The 22,950-nt window shown below is 65.0% G+C and carries 21 protein-coding genes and 3 tRNA genes; 12 read left to right on the forward strand and 12 right to left on the reverse strand.

The window, feature by feature from the left end; all coding sequences use genetic code 11:
- The 3 genes from ACR9Y5_RS00005 to ACR9Y5_RS00015 form a co-directional block, all read left to right on the forward strand.
- Positions 1-1,071, forward strand: a 1,071-nt coding sequence (locus tag ACR9Y5_RS00005; protein WP_481296022.1) for a tyrosine-type recombinase/integrase, incomplete at its 5' end; no start/stop codon positions are given.
- A gap of 280 nt (positions 1,072-1,351) precedes the next feature.
- Positions 1,352-3,064 carry a tyrosine-type recombinase/integrase gene (locus ACR9Y5_RS00010; protein WP_481296023.1) on the forward strand — a complete coding sequence of 571 codons (1,713 nt, stop codon included), beginning with the start codon at positions 1,352-1,354 and terminating at the stop codon, positions 3,062-3,064.
- Positions 3,057-3,437 carry a DUF6262 family protein gene (locus ACR9Y5_RS00015; RefSeq protein WP_481296024.1) on the forward strand — a complete coding sequence of 127 codons (381 nt, stop codon included), beginning with the start codon at positions 3,057-3,059 and terminating at the stop codon, positions 3,435-3,437. The genes ACR9Y5_RS00010 and ACR9Y5_RS00015 overlap by 8 nt, the downstream gene beginning before the upstream one ends.
- Positions 3,438-3,478: 41 nt before the next feature.
- Here the strand turns inward: ACR9Y5_RS00015 and ACR9Y5_RS00020 are convergent.
- The 11 genes from ACR9Y5_RS00020 to dnaA form a co-directional block, all read right to left on the reverse strand.
- Positions 3,479-3,551, reverse strand: a tRNA-Ala gene (locus tag ACR9Y5_RS00020).
- A 65-nt stretch (positions 3,552-3,616) separates the two neighbouring features.
- Positions 3,617-3,674 (reverse strand) — tRNA-Ala (locus tag ACR9Y5_RS00025).
- Between the two features lie 19 nt (positions 3,675-3,693).
- Positions 3,694-3,770 (reverse strand) — tRNA-Ile (locus ACR9Y5_RS00030).
- A gap of 50 nt (positions 3,771-3,820) precedes the next feature.
- On the reverse strand, positions 3,821-4,234 hold the full coding sequence (locus ACR9Y5_RS00035; protein ID WP_310132685.1) for a DUF3566 domain-containing protein: 414 nt from the start codon (positions 4,232-4,234) through the stop codon (positions 3,821-3,823).
- Complete coding sequence (gene gyrA / locus ACR9Y5_RS00040) at positions 4,224-6,773, reverse strand: DNA gyrase subunit A (protein WP_481296025.1); 2,550 nt, start codon at positions 6,771-6,773, stop codon at positions 4,224-4,226. Before gyrA ends, ACR9Y5_RS00035 begins: the two co-directional genes overlap by 11 nt.
- Before the next feature lie 47 nt (positions 6,774-6,820).
- On the reverse strand, positions 6,821-8,821 hold the full coding sequence (gene gyrB, locus ACR9Y5_RS00045; protein WP_481296026.1) for a DNA topoisomerase (ATP-hydrolyzing) subunit B: 2,001 nt from the start codon (positions 8,819-8,821) through the stop codon (positions 6,821-6,823).
- Between the two features lie 123 nt (positions 8,822-8,944).
- Positions 8,945-9,433, reverse strand: a complete 489-nt coding sequence (locus ACR9Y5_RS00050) for a DciA family protein (protein WP_481296027.1) — start codon at positions 9,431-9,433, stop codon at positions 8,945-8,947.
- On the reverse strand, positions 9,426-10,592 hold the full coding sequence (gene recF, locus ACR9Y5_RS00055) for a DNA replication/repair protein RecF (protein ID WP_481296028.1): 1,167 nt from the start codon (positions 10,590-10,592) through the stop codon (positions 9,426-9,428). The genes ACR9Y5_RS00050 and recF overlap by 8 nt, the downstream gene beginning before the upstream one ends.
- Positions 10,593-10,605: 13 nt before the next feature.
- The gene (gene gnd / locus ACR9Y5_RS00060; protein ID WP_481296029.1) at positions 10,606-11,493 is read right to left on the reverse strand and encodes a phosphogluconate dehydrogenase (NAD(+)-dependent, decarboxylating); all 888 of its coding nucleotides are present in this window, start codon (positions 11,491-11,493) and stop codon (positions 10,606-10,608) included.
- A gap of 37 nt (positions 11,494-11,530) precedes the next feature.
- Positions 11,531-12,676 carry a DNA polymerase III subunit beta gene (dnaN, locus tag ACR9Y5_RS00065; RefSeq protein WP_310132672.1) on the reverse strand — a complete coding sequence of 382 codons (1,146 nt, stop codon included), beginning with the start codon at positions 12,674-12,676 and terminating at the stop codon, positions 11,531-11,533.
- Between the two features lie 412 nt (positions 12,677-13,088).
- Entirely contained in the window at positions 13,089-14,522 is a 1,434-nt protein-coding gene (dnaA, locus tag ACR9Y5_RS00070) for a chromosomal replication initiator protein DnaA (protein ID WP_481296030.1), read from the reverse strand.
- A gap of 448 nt (positions 14,523-14,970) precedes the next feature.
- Here dnaA and rpmH point away from each other — a divergent pair, with 448 nt between their 5' ends.
- The 7 genes from rpmH to ACR9Y5_RS00105 all read left to right on the forward strand — a co-directional run bounded on the left by rpmH (position 14,971) and on the right by ACR9Y5_RS00105 (position 19,500).
- Positions 14,971-15,108: a 50S ribosomal protein L34 gene (gene rpmH, locus ACR9Y5_RS00075; protein WP_018189031.1), complete on the forward strand. Its 138-nt coding sequence runs from the start codon at positions 14,971-14,973 to the stop codon at positions 15,106-15,108.
- A gap of 25 nt (positions 15,109-15,133) precedes the next feature.
- Positions 15,134-15,511 carry a ribonuclease P protein component gene (gene rnpA / locus ACR9Y5_RS00080; protein WP_481296031.1) on the forward strand — a complete coding sequence of 126 codons (378 nt, stop codon included), beginning with the start codon at positions 15,134-15,136 and terminating at the stop codon, positions 15,509-15,511.
- A 15-nt stretch (positions 15,512-15,526) separates the two neighbouring features.
- The gene (gene yidD, locus ACR9Y5_RS00085) at positions 15,527-15,853 is read left to right on the forward strand and encodes a membrane protein insertion efficiency factor YidD (protein ID WP_481296032.1); all 327 of its coding nucleotides are present in this window, start codon (positions 15,527-15,529) and stop codon (positions 15,851-15,853) included.
- A 9-nt stretch (positions 15,854-15,862) separates the two neighbouring features.
- On the forward strand, positions 15,863-16,828 hold the full coding sequence (gene yidC, locus ACR9Y5_RS00090; protein ID WP_481296033.1) for a membrane protein insertase YidC: 966 nt from the start codon (positions 15,863-15,865) through the stop codon (positions 16,826-16,828).
- 16 nt (positions 16,829-16,844) lie between these two features.
- Positions 16,845-17,405 carry a Jag family protein gene (locus tag ACR9Y5_RS00095; RefSeq protein WP_481296034.1) on the forward strand — a complete coding sequence of 187 codons (561 nt, stop codon included), beginning with the start codon at positions 16,845-16,847 and terminating at the stop codon, positions 17,403-17,405.
- 14 nt (positions 17,406-17,419) lie between these two features.
- Positions 17,420-18,046 (forward strand): 16S rRNA (guanine(527)-N(7))-methyltransferase RsmG, encoded by a 627-nt coding sequence (gene rsmG, locus ACR9Y5_RS00100; RefSeq protein ID WP_481296035.1) that lies wholly within the window; start codon positions 17,420-17,422, stop codon positions 18,044-18,046.
- 1,265 nt (positions 18,047-19,311) lie between these two features.
- Positions 19,312-19,500, forward strand: a complete 189-nt coding sequence (locus tag ACR9Y5_RS00105) for a hypothetical protein (RefSeq protein WP_481296036.1) — start codon at positions 19,312-19,314, stop codon at positions 19,498-19,500.
- Positions 19,501-20,122: 622 nt separating this feature from the next.
- Here ACR9Y5_RS00105 and ACR9Y5_RS00110 read toward each other — a convergent pair.
- Positions 20,123-20,254, reverse strand: a complete 132-nt coding sequence (locus ACR9Y5_RS00110; protein ID WP_481296037.1) for a hypothetical protein — start codon at positions 20,252-20,254, stop codon at positions 20,123-20,125.
- 825 nt (positions 20,255-21,079) lie between these two features.
- On the opposite strand from ACR9Y5_RS00110, the gene ACR9Y5_RS00115 reads away from it, so the two are divergent.
- Positions 21,080-21,976, forward strand: coding sequence for a ParA family protein (locus ACR9Y5_RS00115; RefSeq protein WP_396427089.1), 897 nt, complete (start codon positions 21,080-21,082; stop codon positions 21,974-21,976).
- Complete coding sequence (locus ACR9Y5_RS00120; RefSeq protein ID WP_481296038.1) at positions 21,976-22,941, forward strand: ParB/RepB/Spo0J family partition protein; 966 nt, start codon at positions 21,976-21,978, stop codon at positions 22,939-22,941. The genes ACR9Y5_RS00115 and ACR9Y5_RS00120 overlap by 1 nt, the downstream gene beginning before the upstream one ends.
- Positions 22,942-22,950: the final 9 nt, after the last annotated feature.

The following is a 22,950-nucleotide window of genomic DNA, read 5'->3' on the forward strand; positions in this document are numbered from 1 at the left end:
TCGTGGACAGTGGTCGATGCTTCGGGCCTGCCGATTATCCCGATCGAGGACTTCCTCGGAGTCCTTCGGGCGACCATGTCGGTCAATACAGTCTGTGCCTACGCACGCCACCTGAGTCTGCTCTGGCGGTGGCTCGATGCCCGGCAGCTGGATTGGGAGCGCATCAAGTTTCCGGAGCTGACGGAGTTCCTCCTGACATACCGCCGGGGTATCTACCCCTTGGAATCCAGCTCGGGCGAGCGGGCCGAATCCTCCGCCAAGGCAGTGGCCGCAGCCGTCAAGGAGTTCTTCGATTACCACCGCATTGAGGGACGCGGACCGTCGGAGCTGTCCCTGAGCCGAGCCGTTCGTTACTCTGCAACGACCTCACACCGGTTCCTGGCGCACGTCGAGCGTCGACGGCCCGTTGCGAAGAACCGGCTAACCCAGGGAATGCGAGCCCGACCGGCCAGACCTAAGATCGTTCAATTCGAGGACGACTTCGACCGGTTGATAGCTGCCGCCGAAAGCTGGCGCGACAAGCTGCTGATCTCAGCACTCTACGACGGCGGCCTCCGTATCGGTCAGGCGCTCGGACTACGACATGAGGATCTGCACATCGCCGAGCGTGACCTGATGGTGGTGCGCCGGGATGACAACCCAAACGGAGCCCTTTCCAAGTCCAAGCACTCCTATCCAGTCCGGATGCCCAAGCGGTTCTTCGACCTGTACAGCCAGTACCTGCTGAAGGAGCTGGTCCCGGCAGAGATTGAGAACGAGCTGCTCTTCGTCACTCTCCACGGCCCCACGAAGGGTGCCGCCTGCTCGTACTCGAACATCTACCAACAGATCACTGCGATCGGTGACCGCGCCGGCATCCCCGACCTATATCCCCACATGCTTCGCCATACCCACGCCACCAAGCTCGTGAAGGATGCCGGGTGGACGGCTGCCCAGGTGGCGGCGCGGTTGGGGCAGACGCACGCATCATCGTCCAGCGTCTATGTGCATCTGGCCGCCGAGGATCTCGCTGATCAAGTAGACGACTTCCATCGCTACCTCGCCAACGAGAGGCAGGCTGATGCCCCGTAGGTTTGCTCCAACAATCACCAGCGAGGTCGATCGTCCTCGGTCGAGCGATGTGCTCGAGCTCGTCACAGGCCCTTGGATGAACGATGAGTGGGCGCTCCTGGAGAACGCCGGACGGTCGGCGCGAGGTCCATCGGTGGAGTGCGCCGTCGATGGGTGTTCCAATCCCCGGCATACAGACGCCGAGGGCGATCCCCTCTGCCACGGCCACTATTGGCGGTGGCGTCGCGATGAAATGCCGGTCATCTCGTCTTGGCTAGCAATCCCCCAACCCCCGGTCCGCGTGAAGAATGACGATCGCACGCGACGGTCGGTACGGCTGAACGAGCTCCCCATCGACATTGCGCACGAGATTCGTTTCGTGTTCGGGACGAAGCTGAGCCTGGGCGACTGGACGCCGACCGCGGGCTTGCGGATTGTTCTCGAAGCGCTGCACACAGCGGCGCTTTCGACTGGCGCTAATTCATTCACCGAACGCCGGCCCGAGGACTGGTATCTCCTCACCAGGCAGTGCAGTCCGTCCGGCAGGACGAAGAAGTGGGACAGGGAGATGGCACCGTACCTGCGCTCCTTCTTCCACACACTCAACCGCGCGCTCGTGCGCGATCCGTGGTCCGAAGACACCTGGCTGTGGAAGGACCAGTTTGATCAGATCCTGGGTGGCGACCGCTTTGACCAACGCCCGAACCTCTTCTGGGTACGCATCTCGCAGAGCTGGCTCCGCGAACCGCTGAAGCAGTACGCGCGCCTCAGCCTGCAGACTCAGACCCGCTCCTGGTCGACGCTCAACACCTGGGTGCGCGGCTTCTCAAACTTGTCGGAGTTCCTCGAGCGATGCGGTATCAAGGACCCGAGAGACCTTACGCGCAAGGTTCTCCTACTCCACCTAGAAGAGCGTCGAGCGCTCAATGGTTCAGGCAAAGACTTGGCGGTCGTCAACACGGTCGCTTCGGTACTGAGTGTCCTGAAGCTCGAGGAGTTCCTGCCCGAGCTCGGCTCCGAGGTCTTCCTTCGTCAGGGCGAGAACACCGTCGCGAAGATTCGGGCCCCACGCCCGTGGCCGTCAGACGTCCTGCGAAGGATCGAGCAAGAGCTCATCGACAACGATGACGTGGATCAGCAGATGCGGTTGATGCTCCGGTTCTGTCGGTGGGCCGGCCCCAGAGTCAGCGAGCTCGCCTCCCTACCTATCGACGCCCTGATCGAGAACGGCAACGGCGGATTCTGGATCGAGTACTGGATGCCGAAGGTGGAGGCGTATCGCCGGTTCCCGGTCCTCGATCCCACGCTTGGGGAGTTGCTTGCGGAGCAGGCTCGAACCGTTCGCGAGGAATACGGGCCGGAGGCCCGCTACCTGTTTCCACAGCCGAGGATGTCGGATCCGAAGTTCGGCCGCGTGCGTCCCTGGACTGGTCCCGGTTTCGCAAAGGCAGTAGGCAAGCTCTTCATCGAGCGCGGGATCGTTGACTCCTCGCTCACGGGTGAAGTCATATCCGGGGCGGACATTCACCGCTTCAGGCACACAATCGGCACCCAGCTACTCAATGCCGGCTGGACCCAACAGCAGGTTCAGCAGTTCCTGGGGCATCAATCTCCCACCATGACTGCCGCCTATGCGCAGATTCTCGACGAGACCCTAAACCGCAAGGCCGACGAGTTCCACCGGCTAGTTCAGTCTGAACGAGCGGCGGTTGGCGCGGCATATTCTGATCCGGTCGTCGAGCGTCTCCGGCAGCTATCCACAGCGGTCAACCCACTCGGCTTCTGCAACCTCCCCGCTAGCCAGCACTGCTCGGTTCGCGACAACCCGTGCTTGTCCTGTTCGTTCTTCGCTCCTGGCGACACCCCCGACCACGCTCGTCAACGAGATCACTATCGAGAGCAGCTGGTGCGGCGAATCGACGAGGCAGTCGACAAGGGGCAGCAGAAGATCGAGGAGATCAATCGCGGCATCTTGGACAACCTCGACGCGCTCACCAAGGAGCAACATGGATGACCGCCAAGAGCGAGTAACTCGCCTTACGGCCTCAGCTCGTGAACGCTCGGCACAGGCGCACGCATCCGCGCAACGCGCTATCACTAGCTTGGACGCCAGAGGGTTGCCCGTCACTTTCGCGGCCGTCGCGAGAGAGGCGAACGTGTCGCTTGCGTTCGTCTATAAGGACGAAGCAATCGCGGATCGAGTCCGCGGACTTCGGGGCAAGGCACCGTCGCCGCGAGCTCCTCGGCCTTCCGTCAGCCCAAGCGAGAGAGCGCTGCGCACCAAACTAGACGCTGCAGTCGAGCGCAATCGAGAACTCGAGAAGGAAGTCGAGCAACTCCGGAAGGAGAATCGGGCGTTGCTCTCCAGACTTCTGGATCGGCCCTAGCCGCTCGATAGATGAGATCTGGCTGCTGACCGGGATTTTTGTGGAGCCTAGGAGATTCGAACTCCTGACATCTTGCTTGCAAAGCAAGCGCTCTACCAACTGAGCTAAGGCCCCGTGTCGTGGAAACTTCCACCACGGTGGATCCGCGTATTTACTTGTGTGTTACGACCCTACCTGTAGATAAGATTCGAACTCCTGACATCCTGCTTGCAAAGCAGGCGCTCTACCAACTGAGCTAAGGCCCCGCGAGAAGTGATGGTGGGGATACGAGGACTTGAACCTCGGACCTCTTCGTTATCAGCGAAGCGCTCTAACCGCCTGAGCTATATCCCCGAATGGGCAGATACGAGACTACCCGATCGGCCCTGGCATTGCGAAATCGGTCAGTTGTTGGTGAACCCGACCAGCAGGCCGCCCGTGATCTTCACGGACAGGTTGTACAGCAGGGCGAAGACGGCGCCCAGGGCGGTCACCACGACGATGTCCAGGATGGCGACGATGAGCGAGAAGCCCATCACCTGACCGAGCCCGAGGATGGAGCGAAGGTCGCTTCCGCCGGCACCCGAGATGTCCTTGAACAGGCTGTTGATCTGGTCGAAGATCCCGGTGCGGTCGAGGACCGTCCACACCAGGAACGTACCGACGATGGCGATGATCGCCAGGCAGATGCCCGCGAGGAACGACAGCTTCACGGTCGACCAGAAGTCGATGTAGACCAGCTTGAGCCGCACCTGCTTGGCGGATGCGGGTCTGCGGGTCGACTTCTTGGCGAGCTTGTCGGCGACGCTACTGCTCATCTACGGTTTCTTCCTTCCCGACCGCCTCGGTCTCCTCCGCGAGAGTGGAGTCGACGAGGTCGCGTTCGGTGTTCTTCGCCAGAGCGATGATCTTGTCGGACTCGGCGAAACGGGCAAAGACGACACCCATGGTGTCACGGCCCTTGGCGGGTACCTCGGCCACGGCAGAGCGTACCACCTTGCCGCTGGCAAGAACCACAAGGACCTCGTCGTCCTCACCGACGATGAGAGCGCCCACGAGATCGCCGCGGTCGTCGCTCAGCTTGGCCACCTTGATGCCCAGGCCACCGCGTCCCTGGAGCCGGTACTGGTCGGCGGACGTCCGCTTGGCGTACCCGCCCTCGGTGACGACGAAGACGTAGCCCTCGTCGGAGACGACGGAGGCGTCCAGCAGGCTGTCCTCGCCGCGGAAGTGCATTCCGATCACACCGGACGTCGAGCGTCCCATCGGGCGGAGCGCCTCGTCCGTCGCGGTGAAGCGGATCGACATGCCCTTGCGCGAGACCAGCAGGAGGTCGGAATCCTCGTCGACCAGCAGCGCGGAGACGAGCTCATCCCCCTCGCGCAGCTTGATCGCGATGATGCCGCCGGTGCGGTTGGTGTCGTACTCCGACAGCGCCGTCTTCTTGATCAGGCCCTCGCGGGTGGCGAGCACCAGGTACTTGGCCGCCTCGTAGTCGCGGATGTCGAGGATCTCGGCGATCTGCTCATCCGGCTGCATGGCGAGCAGGTTGGCGACGTGCTGACCCTTGGCGTCGCGGCCGGCCTCCTGCACCTCGTACGCCTTGGCGCGGTACACGCGGCCCTGGTTGGTGAAGAACAGGAGCCAGTGGTGCGTGGTGGTGACGAAGAAGTGGTCGACCACGTCCTCGCCGCGCAGCTGCGCCCCCTTCACACCCTTGCCGCCGCGGTGCTGGCTGCGGTAGTTGTCGCTGCGGGTGCGCTTGATGTAGCCGCCACGGGTGACGGTGACGACCATCTCCTCTTCCGGGATCAGATCCTCGACGCTCATGTCGCCGTCGTAGCCGAACATGATCTCGGTGCGGCGGTCGTCGCCGAAGCGGTCCACGATCTCGGTGAGCTCCTCACCGACGATCGACCGCTGGCGGGCCGGGTCGTCGAGGATGGCGTGGTACTCCGCGATCTGTTTCTCGATCGCGTCCGCCTCCTCCATGATCTTCTGGCGCTCGAGAGCGGCCAGCCGACGCAGCTGCATCGCCAGGATCGCGTCCGCCTGCACGTCGTCGACCTCGAGCAGGCCCTTCAGGCCGTCGCGGGCGTCGTCGACCGTGGCCGACCGGCGGATGAGCGCGATGACCTCGTCGAGCGCGTCCAGCGCTTTGAGATATCCGCGCAGGATGTGCGCCCGCTCCTCCGCCTTGCGGAGACGGAAGCGGGTGCGGCGCACGATGACGTCGATCTGGTGGTCGACCCACGCGACGATGAAGCCGTCGAGCGACAGCGTGCGCGGCACGTTGTCGACGATGGCCAGCATGTTGGCGCCGAAGTTCTCCTGCAGCTGCGTGTGCTTGTACAGGTTGTTGAGCACGACCTTGGCGACGGCGTCGCGCTTCAGCACGATGACCAGTCGCTGACCGGTACGGCCGGAGGTCTCGTCCCGGATGTCGGCGATGCCGCCGATGCGGCCCTCCTTGACCAGGTCGGCGATCTTGATCGCGAGGTTGTCCGGGTTGACCTGGTACGGCAGCTCGGTGACCACGAGGCAGACCCGGCCCTGGATCTCCTCGATGTTCACGACGGCGCGCATGGTGATCGAGCCGCGGCCCGTGCGGTACGCGTCGTGGATGCCTTTGACACCCAGGATCTGCGCACCGGTCGGGAAGTCCGGTCCCTTGATCCGCTTGATCAGCTCTTCGAGCAGCTCCTCGCGCGGAGCGTCCGGGTTCTCCAGGTACCACAGCGCGCCGGCGGCGACCTCGCGCAGGTTGTGCGGCGGGATGTTCGTGGCCATGCCGACCGCGATTCCCACCGAGCCGTTGACCAGCAGGTTCGGGAACCGGCTGGGCAGGACGGCGGGCTCCTGGGTGCGACCGTCGTAGTTGTCCTGGAAATCGACGGTCTCCTCGTCGATGTCGCGGACCATCTCCAGCGCGAGCGGCGCCATCTTGGTCTCGGTGTACCGCGGGGCGGCGGCGCCGTCGTTACCGGGCGAGCCGAAGTTGCCCTGGCCGAGCGCGAGCGGATAGCGCAGGCTCCACGGCTGGACGAGGCGGACGAGCGCGTCGTAGATCGCCGAGTCGCCGTGCGGGTGGAACTGTCCCATCACGTCGCCGACGACGCGGGCGCACTTCGAGAACGCCTTATCGGGACGGTATCCGCCGTCGAACATCGCGTAGATGACGCGACGGTGCACCGGCTTCAGGCCGTCGCGCACCTCGGGCAGGGCGCGCCCGATGATGACCGACATGGCGTAGTCGAGGTACGACCTCTGCATCTCCGACTGGAGATCGACCTGGTCGATCCTCCCGTGGATGCCGAAACCGGCCCCGTCGCCCGACACGTTCTCTTCGTCCGTCACAGTCTTCTCTTCCTCTTCGGTTCCCTCAGGTCATCGGCGCCGGAGCGTCAGATGTCGAGGAACCGGACGTCCTTGGCGTTCTTCTGGATGAACGAGCGTCGCGATTCGACGTCCTCGCCCATCAGGGTGGCGAAGATCTCGTCGGCCGCGGCCGCGTCGTCGAGGGTGACCTGGAGCAGCGTGCGCGTCTCCGGGTTCATCGTGGTCTCCCACAGCTCCTGGTAGTCCATCTCGCCGAGACCCTTGTAGCGCTGAACGCCGTTGTCCTTCGGGATCCGCTTGCCGGCGGCCAGCCCCTCGGCCAGGAAGGCGTCCCGCTCGCGGTCCGAGTAGACGTACTCGTGCTCGGCGTTCGACCACTTCAGACGGTAGAGCGGCGGCTGCGCCAGGTAGACGTAGCCGAGCTCGATCATCGGCCGCATGTAACGGAACAGCAGCGTGAGCAGCAGCGTGGTGATGTGCTGACCGTCGACATCGGCATCCGCCATCAGCACGATCTTGTGATAGCGCGCCTTCTCGGGGTCGAAGTCCTCGCCGATGCCGGCGCCGAACGCCGTGATCATCGCCTGGACCTCGTTGTTGCCGAGCGCGCGGTCGAGCCGCGCCTTCTCGACGTTGAGGATCTTGCCGCGGAGCGGGAGGATCGCCTGGGTCTCCGGGTTGCGGCCCTGCACGGCGGAACCGCCGGCCGAGTCGCCCTCCACGATGAAGATCTCGGAGATCGTCGGGTCCTTGGACTGGCAGTCCTTGAGCTTGCCCGGCATCCCGCCGCTCTCGAGCAGTCCCTTGCGGCGAGCGGTCTCGCGGGCCTTGCGGGCGGCGAGTCGCGCGGTCGCGGCCTGCAGCGCCTTGCGGATGATGTCCCTGGCCTGGTTCGGGTTGCGGTCGAACCAGTCGCCGAGCTGGTCGCCGACGACCTTCTGCACGAAGGCCTTGGCCTCCGTGTTGCCCAGCTTGGTCTTGGTCTGCCCCTCGAACTGCGGCTCGGAGAGCTTCACGGAGATGACCGCGGTCAGGCCCTCGCGCACGTCGTCGCCGGAGAGGTTGTCATCCCGGTCCTTCAGGATGCCCTTCTCACGCGCATAGCGGTTGACCAGTGTGGTCAGCGCTGCGCGGAAGCCCTCCTCGTGCGTGCCGCCCTCGTGGGTATTGATCGTGTTCGCGTACGTGAAGACGCTCTCGTTGTAGCTGGTCGTCCACTGCATGGCGACCTCGAGTGCGATCTTTCGCTCGGTGTCCTCCGACTCGAACGAGATGATCTCGTCGTGGACGACCTCCACCTTCTTCGCGGAGTTGAGGTATTGCACGTAGTCCATGAGGCCGCGCTCGTAGAGGAACACCTCGTGGCGGGGAGTGTGCTCGTCGTCCACCTCGCCCTCGACCGGCTCGATCTCGGGGGCGCGCTCGTCCGTGATCGCGATCCGGAGCCCCTTGTTGAGGAACGCCATCTGCTGGAAGCGGGTACGTAGCGTGTCGTAGTCGAACTCGATCGTCTCGAACGTGTCCGGGCTCGGCCAGAAGGTGATGATCGTTCCGGTGCGGTCCGACGCCTCGCCCTGCTCGAGCGGCGCCTGCGGCACACCGTTGCGGTAGCTCTGCCGCCAGACGAACCCCTGCCGGTGCACCTCGACGTCGAGCCGGCTGGACAGTGCGTTGACGACGGAGCTGCCGACGCCGTGGAGTCCACCCGACACCGCGTATCCGCCGCCGCCGAACTTGCCTCCGGCGTGCAGGATCGTGAGGACGACCTCGACCGTGGACTTCTTCTCCACCGGATGCTCGTCCACGGGGATGCCGCGACCGTTGTCGTCGACGCGCACGGCACCATCGTGGAGGATGGTCACCTCGATGTTGTCGGCATGGCCGGCGAGGGCCTCGTCCACCGAGTTGTCGACGATCTCGTAGACCAGGTGGTGAAGACCGCGGGGACCGGTGGAACCGATATACATCCCAGGTCGCTTGCGGACGGCTTCGAGACCCTCGAGGACCTGGATCTCATTCGCGCCGTATTCGTGTTCCGTCCCGGCCGCGTTCGGTTCCGTCGTCATATGAAATTAGGCTCCTGACCGCACTCAACAGTGACTCTCCATTCTACCAAGAGCGCGCGGTGGAAATGCCGGAAAACGGCCGTCTGAGCCATTTTCTTCGGACTGGCGACCTCTTTTGTGCCCTCAGCCGTAAGTATCGCGCGGACCGCGCCCTGGAATCGACCTGGGGCCTCTTTTCCAGGAGGGGGCGTCCGGCCCCTGAAAACGGATCGAAGCAATGCCCGCCTCGGGGAACCGTTCCGCGATGTGCGCGAGGAGTTCGGAGCGCATCATCCGCAGCTGCGTCGCCCACGCCGTCGACTCGCAGCGGACCACCAGGACACCGTCCACGATCTGGTCCGGAACGGCGTGTTTCGCCGTCTCTTCACCGGCCAGTTCGCGCCATCTCTCGAGGAGGTCGGACTGGGCGAGCGCCGAGGTCCAGCCCAGCTGCGCGGCCAGCGCATCCACCACGTCCCCGACGCCGTGAGGGTCGCGGCCGGCACCGAACGGCGTGCTCGTCCCGTCGCCCTGCTCGTCGCGCGCGGCGCGTTTGCGACGTGCCGGGGTGCCGGTGAAGAGCGACTTGAGCCGGAGGTAGACCGCGGACGCCTCGCTCGGCCGATCAGACACCGGTGGCCTCCACGATCGCTCCGCCCTCGATCCGGACGGTGTGCGCGGTCAGCTCGCCGGGCACGTCGTCGAACACCGCCGCCGTGATGAGCACCTGCTCGTAACCCGCCACGGCGGTTGCGAGCATCCGTCGCCTGGCCTGGTCGAGCTCGGCGAAGACGTCGTCGAGGATGAGCACGGGATCACCGGTGGTGGACTCACGGCGCAGCAGCTCGGCGGAGGCCAGCTTCAAGGCGAGCGCGAACGACCACGACTCCCCATGGCTGGCGTACCCCTTCGCCGGAAGCCCGTTCAGCTCGAAGAGGACGTCGTCGCGATGCGGGCCGACGAGCGTCAGCCCGCGGTCGAGCTCCTTGCGGCGCCCGGCGGAAAGCGCCCGGCGGAAAGCCTCGGGCGTGGTGACACCGGCTGACCCGGTCACATCGTCCGGGGCGGATTCGTCGTCATCCTCGACCTGAGCGCCGTAGATGGTGAGTTGTGGGACGAGACGCGGATGGTGGTCGTCGCCGGCCACCGAGCGGTAGGCCGCCACGAGGGGATCGCTCAGCCGTCCGACCAGCTCGAGCCGCGCATCCATCAACTCGGAGCCCAGCTGAACCAGGCGATCATCCCAGATGTCGAGGGTGCCGAGCTGGTCCTCCCGGACACGCGAGGCACGGGCGGACTTCAGCAGCGTGTTGCGCTGCTTGAGCACCCGCTCGTAGTCGGCGATGACGGCGCTGAACCGCGGATTGCGCTGGATGAGCAGCTGATCGAGGAAGCGACGGCGGATCCCGGGCTCCCCACGGACCAGCGCCAGATCCTCCGGAGCGAACAGGACGCTCGAGAAGTACCGCGGGAGTTCACGCGGCTTGATCGGCGCCCGGTTCACCTGCGCCCGATTCGGGGCGCCCCGGTTGAGCTGCACCTCGACGAGGAGCTCACGGCCATCATGCTGGATGCGGGCCCGCACGATCGCCGCGTCCGCATCCTTCCGGATCATCGCCTGGTCGCTCGACACCCGGTGCGACCCGAGAGTGCTCAGGTAGCCGAGCGACTCGACGAGATTGGTCTTCCCCTGACCGTTGCGGCCGACGAAAAGGTTCGCGCCGGCCGCGAACGGCACCTCCGCGGTGCGGTAGTTGCGGAAGTCGGTCAGGGAGAGGTGTGTGACTCGCACAGAGTGACGGGTCTCAGTCCACGGCCTTCACAGCGTGGCCGCCGAACTGGTTGCGCAGCGCCGCGACGGCCTTCATCGCGGGCGAGTCCTCCTGGCGGGACACGAAGCGTGCGAAGATCGAGGCGCTGATCGTCGGAACGGGGACGGCGTTGTTGAGCGCCTCCTCGACGGTCCAGCGACCCTCGCCCGAATCCTGCACGAAGCCCTCGATGTGTTCGAACTCCGGGTCCTGCTCCAGGGCCCGGACGAGCAGGTCGAGCAGCCACGACCGGACGACGGTCCCGCGCTGCCACGCCTTGAAGGTGCCCGTGACGTCCTTGATGATGTCCTTCCGGGTGTCCAGAAGTTCGTAGCCCTCGGCGTACGCCTGCATCAGCGCGTACTCGATGCCGTTGTGGACCATCTTCGCGTAGTGGCCGGCGCCGACCTCGCCGACGTGGACGAAGCCCTCGTCGCGCGGACCCTCCGGCCGGAGGGCGTCGAACACCGGCATCACACGCCGAACCTGCTCGGCCGAGCCGCCGACCATGAGGCCGTAGCCGTTCTCCAGCCCCCAGATTCCGCCGGAGACACCGACGTCCATGAAGTCGACACCGCGCGGTGCGAGCAGTTCGGAGTGCTTGAAGTCCTCGGTGAATTTCGAGTTCCCGCCGTCGATGACGAGGTCGCCCTTCTCGAGCAGCGGCTCGAGCTCGCGGATCACGGAGTCGGTGATCGCGCCGGCGGGCACCATGACCCAGATGGTGCGCGGCGCGGGAAGCGCAGCCACCAGGTCGGCGACGGTCGCCACGTCCGACACCTCGGGGTTGGTGTCGTAACCGGTGACGTCGATGCCGTTCTTCTCGAGCCGGGCGCGCATGTTGTTGCCCATGCGTCCGAGGCCGATGAGGCCGATGTGCATGATTGTCCTTCTTCTTTCGCTTCGACGGCGCCGGGATCTAGCGCAGGAGCAGGTTCGGCTGGAGCAGATACTTGTAGGAATCCGCGCCGGCCTGATCCTTCGACGTCTGGCTCGTGATGAGCACGGGCCCCGGCTTGTTGGGGTTCTCGGTCTTGGTGAACGAGATGCGCACGAATTCCGAGTGCACCGCACCGAGACCATCGAGCAGGAACTGCGGCTTCAATGAAACCACCGTCTCCTGGCCAGTGAGAAGAGCGTCGATGCTCTCGGATGCCTGCGCCTGCTCGGAACCGATCGCTTCCAGCGTCAGCCCGTCGGCGGTGAAGGTGTAGCGGAGCGCGGCCTCGCGCTCCAGGACCAGGGCGACGCGTCGCGTCGCCTCGATGAGCTCGGCGGTGTTGATCACCGCGTAGTTGTCGACCTGCTCCGGGAACAGCCGACGGACCGGCGGGAAATTGCCCTTGATCAGCAGTGACGTCACCGTTTTCCGGTCGGCGGTGAACGCGATCAGTTCGCGGTCGTCGCGGTTGGTGATCGAGATGGAGACGTTGCCGCTGTGCCCGAAGGTCTTGCCGATCTCGGTCAGCGTCCGGGCGGGGACCAGCGCGGTGACCGGTTCGCCGGAGGTGGTGCCGTTGTCCCAGTCGATCTCCCGGACGGCGACGCGGTAACGGTCGGTCGCGACCAGTCCGAGGGTGTTGTCGCCGACCTCGAGCTGCACGCCGGTGATGACCGGGGTGACGTCGTCGCGGGAGGCGGCGACACCGACCTGGGCGACCGCTTGCGCGAACTCCTCGGCCGGCACCAGTCCGGCCTCTCCCCCGACCTGCGGAATGCTCGGGTATTCCTCCACGGGCATGGAGAGCAGGGTGAAGTTCGCGGATCCGGCTCGCACGACGATCTTCGACTCCTCGGTCGAGAAGCGCACCGGAGCGTTCGGCAGTTTCGATGCGATCTCCGCGAGCAGCCGGCCGGACACGAGGACGCGTCCCGGTTCCTCGACCTCGGCGGCGATCTCCGTCTGAGCCGAGACCTCGTAGTCGAAGGACGACAGCTGCAGTCCGTTGTCCGTCGTCTCGATCAGCACGCCGCTCAGGATGGGCAGGGTCGTCCGCTGCGGAAGAAGCTTCACCGCGAAGGAGACGGCCTCGCTGAACACATCCCGATTGGCTTGGAACTTCACGAAGTCACCTCTGACGGCTTGACGATAACGGACGTGACAAATCCTAGCGCCTGGCCTCTGACGTGGAAGCGGCGCCTGTCGGGCCTTGAGGTTGTCGTCCGCACCCTATGAGAAGAGTTAAGAAGTAATCGTGTTAACCGCTGTGGAAAATGTGGATAACTCTGTTGAGGCCAGACGGCGACTGGAAACTACACGTCCGTGACTTGTTGATGGCTTGAGGATTCGAGGTGTTCACAAGGTTGTCGGCCAGCGAGGTCAAGGACCGCTTTGCACAGGGCCACGAGTGTCGTCCCCATTAATCGTGGAGTTCTCCGGAACCTTTCCACAAGTTATCCACACGTGTTAATAAAGCGCTGTCCCCACTCTGGGGATGGATATGTGGATAAGTGGTGCGCTAGAGAGGCCGGCCGGCTTACTTGCCGTAGCGGTGGTTCTGCTTGATCCGGCTGGTGAGCTCGGTGACCTGGTTGTAGATCGAGCGCCGCTCCTTCATGAGCTCGCTGATCTTCTTGTTCGCGTACATCACGGTCGTGTGATCGCGGCCGCCGAAGAGCTGGCCGATCTTGGGAAGGGAGAGGTTGGTGAGCTCGCGGCACAGATACATGGCGATCTGGCGCGCCGTCGCGACAGCCTGCGAACGGCTCGACCCGTACAGGTCGTCGACCGAGAGCTTGAAGTACTCGGCCGTGTTGGTGATGATGTCCGTCGGTGCGATCACGTTGTCGTCGTCGAGCGTGATCAGGTCCTTGAGGACGGTCTGCACCAGCGGCATGTCGACCGGTGTGCGGTTGAGGCTGGCGAACGCCGTGACGCGGATGAGCGTCCCCTCGAGTTCGCGGATGTTGCTCGACACCTTGGTCGCCATGAACTCGAGGATCTCGTCCGGAACCTGGATCTTCTCGCTCTGCGCCTTCTTGCGCAGGATGGCGATGCGCGTCTCGAGGTCCGGCACCTGGACGTCGGTGATGAGTCCCCACTCGAACCGCGACCGCATCCTGTCCTCGAACCCGGTGAGGTGTTTCGGGGGCAGGTCGGAGGTGATGACCACCTGCTTGTTGTGGTCGTGCAGCGTGTTGAAGGTGTGGAAGAACGCTTCCTGCGTCTCGACCGCTCGCTGAAGGAACTGGATGTCGTCGATCAGCAGGATGTCGATGTTGCGGTAGCGCGCCTGGAACGATGAGCCGCGGTTGTTCGCGATCGAGTTGATGAAGTCGTTCGTGAACTCCTCGGAGGACACGTAACGGACCCGGATGCCGGGGTACAGGCTCATCGCGTAGTGCCCGATGGCGTGCAGGAGGTGCGTCTTGCCGAGTCCCGAGTCGCCGTAGATGAACAGCGGGTTGTAGGCCTTGGCCGGAGCCTCGGCGACAGCGACCGCCGCCGCGTGGGCGAAGCGGTTGGACTGGCCGATGACGAAGTTGTCGAAGCTGTACTTGGCGTTGAGGCGCGTGTCCCCACCGCGCGGGGGTGCCGTGATCTCCGTGGGCTGGCTGACCATCGGTGGGGCGACCTGCTCGACGTACGCCGGGGCGACCTCCGGCTCGGCGTTCGTGCCGGCCATCGTCTCCTGCTGGATCTCCGGGTTCACCACGATGGCGAACGTATTGACCGCGAGGTCGTCGTCGAGACCGCCGATCGCGTTCAGCAGGGGGAGCCGGCTGCGCTGCTCGATCATCCCGCGCGTGAACTCGTTGGGCACCTCCAGATAGAAGGTGCCGGCCATGATGCCCTTCGGCTCGACCAGGCTGAGGAATCCGTACAGCTGTGGGGTGATCCGGTCGTCCGTCTCGAGCTTGCCGAGCACGTTCTGCCACGCCGCAGCTATGGACTCTTCGCCGCCTGCCATCGTTCCCCGTCTTCGTCTGTGTTGCGGATGCCGTCAGCCCGACGAGGGGACGAGTCGACCCCCGGTGACTCTCATCGGGTTGGCGGCTTCGGATGCCGCCGGTGGGTATTCACAGAGTTATCCACCGCTGTGTGAGAAATACCGTAGTCATCTCCGGCCAGAATTGGCACGGCCTGGGGATAACTTTCGACCTCACGGTAACTTGTCCACAGAAGCTCGATCAAATCCGATCCGCGGCATATGACGGCGAGTCGAACATCGTCTCCCTGCCAATACCGTGCATAATCAGTGGATTTGAGTCCATCGGTTTGACCTCGCCCGCACCAAGGCCGTAGTTTTAATCAGTTGACTTGCGGCCTTCGCGGCTGCCCTGAAACTTTCCTGGCCTCCTCGTGCTGGCCCTTCCGCCCAGCACCGGCCTGTGAAGAGACCACCCACGGAGATTGATATGAGCAAGAGAACGTTCCAGCCGAACAACCGCAAGCGCGCGAAGACCCACGGCTTCCGCCTCCGCATGCGTACCCGTGCGGGTCGCGCGATCCTCTCGGCCCGCCGCCGTAAGGGCCGCGAGAAGCTTTCGGCCTGACCTTCCCCCGGCAGAGGGCCGACCGGTGCTCGCCAAAGCCCATCGCATCACGCGAGGGTCGGATTATCGGAGGACGGTACGGCGCGGATCCCGCTTCTCCGGAGCGGCGACCGTCACGTACATCCGACCGAACCCCGACTCGGACGTGGTGCGATTCGGTTTCATCGTGAGCAAAGCGGTCGGCAACGCGGTGCACCGCAATCTGGTCAGGCGCCGATTGAAGGCGGCCGCCTACGACCTCCTCCCCCACTTCTCCTCCCCCGGCTCTCCGGTCCGGGGCCTGGATGTGGTGGTGCGCGCATTGCCAGCCTCCGTTCAAGCGCCGTGGGCTAGCCTGCACGGGGAGCTTCTCGACGCTTCCACCCGATTCACCAGCCGCAGTCAGACCAGGTCGTCACAGTAAGGGCATCGTCCGTCCATGAACACCGCGCTCGCAGCAGTGCTCCTCGCGCCGCGGAATGCCGCGGTGCTGGTGCTGCGTGCCTATCGAGCGGTGATCTCCCCGCTCTACGGTGATGTCTGCCGCTACTACCCGTCATGCTCGGCGTACGCGCTGCAGGCGGTCCAGCAGCACGGAGTGATCATGGGATCGGTGCTCGGCATCCGTCGCATCGCGCGCTGCCACCCGTGGGCTGCCGGAGGGGTCGACGACGTCCCCCCGGTGAAGAAGCCGCGTTACCGGGTCACCCCGTTCGGATTCGTCGTGGCGCCCCACGACAGTGTCATCAGCCAGCGAAGGGCTTAGCCACAACACATGGACATCATCGGTACCATCCTCTGGCCCATCAAATGGGTCGTGGAGCTGATCCTCGTCGCCTTCCATTGGCTGTTTACGCAGATGGGCCTCGACCCGGCGGCGGGCATCACCTGGGTGCTGGCCATCGTCGGTCTCACGGTCGTGGTTCGCGCCGCTCTGATCCCGATCTTCGTCCGGCAGATCAAGAACCAGCGACGGATGCTGGAGATCGCACCCCAGCTGAAGAAGATCCAGGACAAGTACAAGGGCAAGAAGGACCAGTTCTCGCGTGAGGCGATGTCCCGCGAGACCATGGAGCTCTACAAGAAGACGGGCACCAACCCGCTGAGCTCGTGCCTGCCGCTGCTGCTCCAGATGCCGGTGTTCTTCTCGCTCTTCCAGGTGCTCAACGGCGCGCAGGGCGGACACGCCGGCGTCGGCCCCCTGAACGAGGAGCTGGCCCAGCAGTTCGGGAACGCGACCCTCTTCGGTGTCGCCCCCCTGCACCAGAGCTTCCAGGGTGCCATGAACGCCCACCCGCCCCAGGTCGCCGTCATGATCATCGCGGCTGTTATGGTTATTCTGATGACGGGGTCGCAGTTCCTCACGCAGCTGCAGATCGTGTCGAAGAACATGTCGCCCGAGACCAAGGCGAGCCCGCAGTTCAAGCAGCAGCGCATCCTCCTGTACCTGCTCCCCTTCGTATTCCTGTTCTCCGGTTTCGCGTTCCCGCTCGGCGTCATGTTCTACTGGCTGACCTCGAACCTGTGGACCATGGGCCAGCAGTTCCTCGTGATCCGCAACATGCCGACCCCCGGTTCTGACGCCGCGAAGGCGCGCGAGGCTCGGCTTGCGAAGAAGGGCAAGCTGGTCCAGGCGGACGGTTCCACGGTGCTCACTGTGGAGGAGCAGCCGAAGAAGCAGCCGACTCAGCGTGTGCAGCCCGTGAGCAAGACGCGTGCCAAGAAGCAGGCAGGAAAGTAGTGAGGACCTCGAACCGATGACCGACGTGCAGACCTCCTCCCCCGACCCGGTGGACGCCGCCGACAGCGACGTTCTCGACGGCGACCCCGAGGGTTCGTCCGAGACGACTGAACTCGCACCGGCCGACCTCGACCGCGAGGGCGACATCGCCGCCGACTACATCGAGGAACTGCTCGACATCGCGGACATCGACGGGGACATCGACATCGACACCCGCAACGGTCGCGCCTACATCTCGGTGAACGCCGAGGAGGGTTCGAACCTCTCGCTTCTTGCGAAGCCGGACACCGTGGCCGCGCTTCAGGAGCTCACCCGGCTCGCCGTACAGAACCAGACCGGCGGTTTCTCGCGTCTGATCCTCGACATCGCCGGCTCGCGCGATGCTCGCCAGGCTGAACTTGCCGTGCTCGTCGACCGGGCGATCGCGCGCCTCGACGAGGGCGCGGCCGAGGCGGCGCTGCCCCCGATGTCGTCGTACGAGCGCAAGCTGGTGCACGACATCGTGTCTGAGCGCGGCTACGTCTCGACCTCGCACGGCGAGGGTCGTGACCGCCACACGGTCATCACCGCGGCCTAGTTTCACGTGAAACTGTGACTGATCTCGAACCCGAGCCGGCTGCCGCACGCGTCCTGTTCGGCGATCGCATCGACCTCGCGCGTCGTTTCACTCAGAACCTTGCCGAGCAGGGTGAGGAGCGAGGCCTGATCGGACCGCTCGAGCTTCCGCGGCTCTGGTCCCGCCACATCCTCAACTGCGCGATCGTTGCGCCCCTCCTCCGTCCCGGAGTCGTGGGAGATGTGGGGAGCGGGGCGGGCCTGCCCGGGCTCGTCCTGGGGATCGCGCGTCCAGACGTGTCGTTCGTCCTTATCGAGCCGATGGAGCGGCGTATCGCGTGGCTGAATGAGCAGGTAGACGAACTCGGCCTGTCGAATGTGCGCGTTGTGCGCGATCGCGCGGAGGACGTTCGGCTGTCCGAGCCGCTCGATCAGGTGACGGCTCGGGCGGTGAGTGCCTTCCGTAAGCTGCTTCCCTTGACCGCTCCCCTACTCCGGGACGGCGGCGAACTGGTCCTCATGAAGGGCGCCGCTGCCCAGGCCGAGGTCGAAGCCGCCGGCAAGGAGATCCGCAAGTACGCCGTGCACGATATCGAGGTTCTGCAGCTCGGCGAGGGTGTGCTGTCGGAGACGACCAGGGTCATACGCGCGACGGTTCGCTGACCTCAGTTCCCGTTCCGGGCCCTTACGTTGCTCCTGAGAGAACGGAAGCGCGTGCTTCAGTTCGCTGAGAGCTATCCTGCGGTCGCGCGGGAGTCGATGGATCGAACCGAATTGCGGCTTTCTTGGGCGATGAAGCCGCCGGTGCGAGATCCCCTGTACGGCCCTGACGCAGATGTGACCGCTGGTTCCGGAATGGCTTGATCCAGGCGCCGGCCGTGACTCCCCCGTGCGCGGGATCCGACCCGGTGGTGGGCATGCGCGGGCCCGTTCATAGTCTCTGCAGTGGCGAGTCACCTAGACGTCGCCCCATCGAGTTGAGATGTGCCGAGTGTCCGGCGATCGGTGATGGGTCAGGGTGGTGGTGTTTCGGCACGAGTCTCCGCCGTCCCGAGAGCTTCCCTCTTAGTCGCGCACGTTGTGGGACGGTCCTCGACTCGAGCGCCAGCGGCCCACTCGGCCGAACCGGGATCTGTGTAGCCGTTCACTCGCGCTTGAGCACAACGCGATTCACGCGGTCGTGTCTCGGAAGTCCGATGCGTCCCGAAGTCACTCACGCACCTGGGGTTCGCTGGACGACTGTCATGGACTCGTAACAGCTGCGGATCGTCGCTGCGAAGGGATCCGACGCAAGGCGGCCCAAACGTTGATGGTGAGCGTCTGAACATGCAGGCATCGGAACGGGGTCGGCATTTGTCGCGACAGGAGAAGGTGCAGCTGTACGCGGCACGCTTCCCCACGGCACCTGACGTATGTTGTGTGTCTCCCATCGTGGTGCCGCTCGATCGCGCGGTGAGGACCGAAGTCCATCGGGACGCCTCTGTCGGTTGGAGGGCGCCCATGAGCGCGGAAGTGGCTTTGCCTACGTTCAGCGGACAGCGGAGCTGGGAGAGATTCACGCAACAGGCCCCATTGTGTCGAGGCGCGACCGGTCTCGCGACCGGGCCAGCCGGCTGATGAGGTGGTTTCACGTGAAACGCGTAGAAATGTCTCCGGCCCCGCCGATTGATAGAGGTAGCCGTGACGGCCCGACCGAAGCCCCGCGTCGGAGATGAATATATGTCGCCAAACTGGAATTCGCAGTTGCTCTGGAACCGGTGAGTGCAGTGTGCCCGGCTTTCGTTTCACGTGAAACAAGCGGGGAGGCCGGTCAACGTGGGCAGGTACCGCGTTGCACCGGGCCTGGTAGGCGTTTGGCGATGCGCGACCCTGTGCCGGGTTACGCTCAAGCGTTCGGCACCGGGCCGGCGCCCGCGTAGCATCACCCGATGCTCGCCGACGCTCAAGGCTCAAGGCTCAAGGCTCAAGGCTCAAGGCTCAAGACCCAAGGGCAACGGCAAGCCAAGGCCACGGGAAAAGACCAAGCTAGGCCGACGCTGGACCGGGGCGAGACCCGGAGCCACGACCAGAGCATCAGCGCCAACGACAACGCGGCATTCGACATCGCAGCCACGTAGCCGGAGTGGGAGACCGAATCAGCGCCAGAGTCTGAGTCGATTTTGCTTCCTCAGCCGGAGGCGGTGCTGCCGGGCGTGGGCAGGGCTCTGCGATCCGGAGCAGGTGGTGGTGCTGGCGGGCGTGGGCAGGGCTCTGCGATCCGGAGCAGGTGGTGGTGCTGGCGGGCGTGGGCAGGGCTCTGCGATCCGGAGCAGGTGGTGGTGCTGCCGGGGCGTGGGCAGGGCTCTGCGATCCGGAGCAGGTGGTGGTGCTGCCGGGGCGTGGGCAGAGCCCTACAACTCGAACCGGCTGCTGCGGTGCTGCTGCAAGTGGGCCAGAGCTCCACGATCCGGAGGCGGAGGCGGAGGCGGAGGCAGTCGTGCGACCTGAGCGGGAGCAGAGTCGGGGCAACAGGCGAGGCTGGAGTCGCTGCTCAGGTTACGAAATACCGGGCCGAGACTCGCCGCAGCCCCGGATGTCGCGGACGCGGTGGTGAAATTCGGTACCCGTCCAGACCGCGCGGCAGACCGGGCCCTAGCGGACGATCGCACGAGCTCGGAGAGCAGCCGAAACGGCGAGCACGACCACGGCCGCAGAGCCACGACGACCACGGCCGCAGAGCCACCACGACCACGACCACGCTCACCACGACCACGCACCACGACCACGCTCACCACGACCACGCACCACGACCACGCCCACCACGACCACGCCCACCACGACCACGCCCACCACGACCACGCCCACCACGACCACGCCCACCACGACCGCCATGATTACGGCCGAACGGCCACCACAGCCGAAGCTGCGTCAGGGGCGAGAGCTGGCGGGGAGGGCTGCAACGGGATGAAGAAGGTGATGTACTCACTGTCCTGCGCTCGCGCCTCGACTAACGCGGTCGGGCGGAATCTTCGAGCGGGAATGGTGAAAGGTCGCCTAGAGGGTTTGGGCCGGACGGCCAAAGCCCGTGTCCTTCTGCTGCGCCTCCCGCAATACCGACACGCGTCGATACGAAGCGTCAGTACCAACGAGAGAAGACGGCCCAGCGGTGACCCAGCCGCATCGGGCGGCCGCGAGGAGAGCAGGTAGACACCGGGAGAGTTTCACGTGAAACATAGCCCCCTTGCGCACAGCGTTCGCATCCGTCGGCAGCTGTTCCCGGCACCAGGCGCACTTCCGGCCGACGGATCAGCGACCACGGCAGCCAGATCGCTGCTCCCAGGTCAGCCCCGACACGTTTCACGTGAAACACGACTGCGGAGCGGCCCAGTCGTGCGTCGCTACGCAATGGGAACCGCACTCCCCCGCCCTTGAATTCGACTGCCGAGGCCGATCTACGTGTTGTTCGGAGCTCGGGGCCGGCACGCGCGACGGCCGACTCACAACTCTCCACAACAAAGGACGCAACACCCGCCTCCACACATCGCGCGGCGCGTCAGGAAGCGTCAGACATCCGAGTTAGAGTTGATCGACGGGTGCGCTGAGGGTGTGCCGAACGACCGACCAAGAGCCGGTGCGACGCACCACAGAGCGACGAGGTTTCACGTGAAACAACCCCACCACGATGACCGCGGCAGAGTAGGTGAGATCGACAGCGAGATGGAGCCGATGACTGAGGATGCGACCTTCGACGGGACCACCCCGCTCGCGCAGGAGATCGCGAATCTTGCCCGTCGTCGGCAGGCGATCGCAGCTACAACGCTCCCCCTCCCCTCCAAGACGCGCATCTTCACGATCTCCAACCAGAAGGGTGGGGTCGGCAAGACCACGACCGTGGTCAACCTGAGCGCCGCACTTGCCAAATCGGGTGCGCGGGTGCTCGTCATCGACCTCGATCCGCAGGGCAACGCATCCACTGCGCTCAGCGTCGAGCATCGCGAGGGTACGCCCAGCGTGTACGACGTCGTCGTGAACGACAGGGAGCTCGAGGATGTCATCCAGAAGAGCCCCGAGTTCGACGGGCTGTTCGTCATCCCAGCCACGATCGACCTTGCCGGCGCGGAGATCGAGCTCGTGTCCATGGTGGCGCGGGAGCAGCGGCTGTCCCGGGCGCTCGACCGGTTCCTGGACGAGTACGACATCGACTATGTCCTGATCGACTGCCCGCCGTCGCTGGGTCTGCTGACGATCAATGCTTTCGTCGCGGCGACCGAGGTGCTCATCCCCATCCAGTGCGAGTACTACGCACTCGAGGGGCTGAGCCAGCTGCTCAAGAACATCCAGCTGATCGAGCGGCACCTCAACCCCAAGCTCCGCGTGTCGACGATCCTGCTCACGATGTACGACTCGCGCACCAACCTGGCACACCAGGTCGCGGCGGACGTCCGGGAACACTTTCCCAACGAAGTGCTCGACACGATCATCCCCCGTTCCGTCCGCATCTCCGAAGCGCCGAGCTACGGACAGAGCGTCATCAGCTACGACACCAACTCCAGTGGATCGCTCTCCTACATGGAAGCGGCCGCGGAAATCGCACGCAGAGGAGTACCCCGCTAATGGCAGCGAAGCGCACCGGACTGGGCCGAGGCATCGGCGCTCTCATCCCGACCAGCGACCAGAGCAGTCGCCCGGTCGACGTCTTCTTCCCTGACAGCACCGCGGGCCTCGGTGGCTCCGCCGTCGCCGTGGCGGAGCGCCCCGACGACCTGGTCGCCGTGCCGGGCGCACGGCTCGCCAGCCTCTCCCCCGACGACATCGTGCCCAACCGGGTACAGCCGCGAACAGAGTTCGACAGGGACGCGCTCGACGAGCTCGTCGCCAGCATCCGCGAGGTCGGCGTGCTGCAGCCCGTCGTGGTGCGACCCCTGCCCGACGAGCCCGGACGCTACGAGCTGATCATGGGCGAGCGTCGTCTCCGCGCGACGAAGGAACTGGGTCTCGAGACGATCCCGGCGGTCGTCAAGGACACCGCGGACGAGGACATGCTCCGGGATGCGCTTCTCGAGAACCTCCACCGCAGCCAGCTGAACCCGCTCGAGGAGGCCTCGGCCTACCAGCAGCTCCTCGCCGACTTCGGCATCACACAGGAGGAGCTGGCTGCGAAGATCGGCCGGTCACGACCGCAGATCACCAACACGATCCGCCTCCTCAAGCTGCCGGCAGCGGTGCAGACCCGGGTGGCGGCGGGCGTTCTCAGCGCGGGCCACGCGCGCGCCATCCTCTCGCTCGGCGATGACCACGAGGCGATGATCCGGCTCGCCGACAAGATCGTCAACGAAGACCTGTCGGTTCGCCAGGCGGAGGCGGCGGCCAGCAAGACACCGAAGCCCGCCAGGACCAAGGCGACCGCCGGCCGTCACCGCGGCCACCTCGACGAGATCGCAGGGACGCTGGGCGACCGCCTGAACACGCGGGTCAAGATCACTCTGGGAGCACGAAAAGGCCAGATCGTGGTGGATTTTGCGACGATCCAGGACCTCAACCGGATCCTCGACGAGCTCGGTCAGCCGAGCTTCACCTGACCGCCGACA

This window comes from Leifsonia sp. KNZ13-11D (assembly GCF_056754895.1).